The sequence below is a fragment of the Bacillus sp. JJ783 genome, from assembly GCF_036963225.1.
Lineage (GTDB): Bacteria > Bacillota > Bacilli > Bacillales > Bacillaceae_G > Bacillus_A > Bacillus_A cereus_U.
On sequence record NZ_JBALMG010000267.1, the window covers coordinates 1 to 2069 of the forward strand.

Below are 2069 nucleotides of genomic sequence, written 5' to 3' on the forward strand. Positions count from 1 at the left end.
ATATATATATTGATTTGATTTCTAGTAAACAAGAGGCTTCAATGAAAAAATCAGGAAAAGAAGATAGTTTTGTTATGACTATTAATGAAAACGCTTTGAAAATTGATTCAGAGAAGTTTTTATCATTATTATTTAAGGTTTCTGATGATTATAATGCAAATGTATTCAAATCTATTTATTCGGAAAAAAAATCAGTAGAATATGTTTATTTTACACATGATATAGATCTTTATTTTAAACCGTTTTTGCTGTTAGATGGAGTATTTCCAGATAATAAATCTGATGAATTTAATATTTCTACATCAAAGGATAAAAGTGTAACAGGTGAAATATTTTCTTATAAGGAAGAAAGTGATTTTAGTATTAAACCATTAAAATCGTTTCCTAAAGATAGATCAGTTGCCGGTGATTATATAGTTTCTTTAAAAGATAATAGTGAAATCGATTTTTTTATAGATAGATTACAGAGAGAGTTAGGCATAAAAATTAATTATTTTAGTTATGAGTATAACTCCGTTATTGATACATCATCTTGGTTAAAAATTATTCCTATTATTTTATTGTATGTTTTATCATTATTTATGATTATTTATTATTATTTTTTAGAATATAAAAATTCTGCTATTAGATTATTAAATGGTTATACACCTTTGAATATCTGGAAAAAATATTTTCTACAAATATTAAAATTGTATTTCTCAACTTTAATTATTTCTACTACTGTTGTTATGATTTTTATGATAATGAAAAAAATATTATTTAATTTATATTGGTTTAATACAATTATTGATTATTTGTTTTACCAATTTACAATTGGAATAATAGTTTGTTTTATTATGTCTCTTTTTTTTGCAAGAGTTGGAAACATTTCAATTTCTGTAAGTATAAAAAATAAAAAACCTTTAAAACAAATGCAAATTGTAAATGGTTTCGTGAAACTAATTTTTTCAGTAATTATATTATATTTACTTTTTGTTTCTTACAGTGCTTTTTTAGATTCCTATCGATATTATTATAAAAACGCAAATGAATGGAAACAAATGAAATCATATGGAGTTATGCCTACTAAAGCTCCTTTACCAAGTGGTGATAATCCTGAAACATTACTTGAAATTTTCGACAAAAAACACAAGTTATTCGAGTATACAAATGATAGGGGCGCCATTTTAGTACGATTTTCTGATATTTACAGAGCAAAACAGAATGGAAGAGAAGTTGAAGTTGATTCTGTTTATGAAGAAAAAACAATACTTATAAATAATAATTATTTAAAATTAAACCCAGTATATGGGGTGGACGAAAAGTTAATCGATATTAAAGAAGATGATGATAGCCTTACGGTGTTAGTCCCGGAAAAGTATAAAAAAGAAGAACAAGAATTAAGAAAATATTTCGAAGAAGAATATCATTTTCAAAAGTATGAAGTTAAAAATGAGTTTTTAAAAGAGGCTGGTAAAGAACTTCCTTTTAAAGAGAATATAGGGATAAATATAATTTGGATAAAGAATAATCAATCATTCTTCACTTTTTCTAATGATATCGCAACAGATACTAATAATCGTTTTTATGATGGTATTGCGATGGTATTAACTAATGCAAATGGTAATGAGGCTGCATGGTATGATACTGTTGTTGGAAATGATAGTTATTTTATAAAATTATCGGATAAAGAAGTACCATATAATACTATCAAGGATCAAATTAAAAATTTAGAATTACAAGAATATTATCCAGTACTTTATAATGCCTATGATCTTATTGAAGGTAGAATTCAAATGCATGTGGAAAGAGCATATCAATTTTTAATTGTTTTAGTTGTTGTTTTGTTAGGTTATTTGTTTATAAGTATGTTTACAACATTAAATTATTTAGAACAATATAAACTGAAACATACTATTAAGATAATACATGGTTATTCTTATTTTAAAAGACATAAGTTATATTTGATGTTTACTAATTTTGTTTGGTTTGTTTCAATATTGATTTTATGTATATTAGAGAAGTTTGATTTTATATATCTTGTCTTTGGTATCCTTTTTTTAGAGAATCTATTTATTTATTTATTGATT

1 protein-coding gene is annotated in these 2069 nt (G+C 23.9%); it reads left to right on the top strand.

The window, feature by feature from the left end; genetic code table 11:
- Positions 1 to 2: 2 nt before the first annotated feature.
- Positions 3 to 2069, top strand: a 2067-nt coding sequence (locus V7038_RS29455) for a DUF1430 domain-containing protein (RefSeq protein WP_335696094.1), incomplete at its 3' end; no start/stop codon positions are given.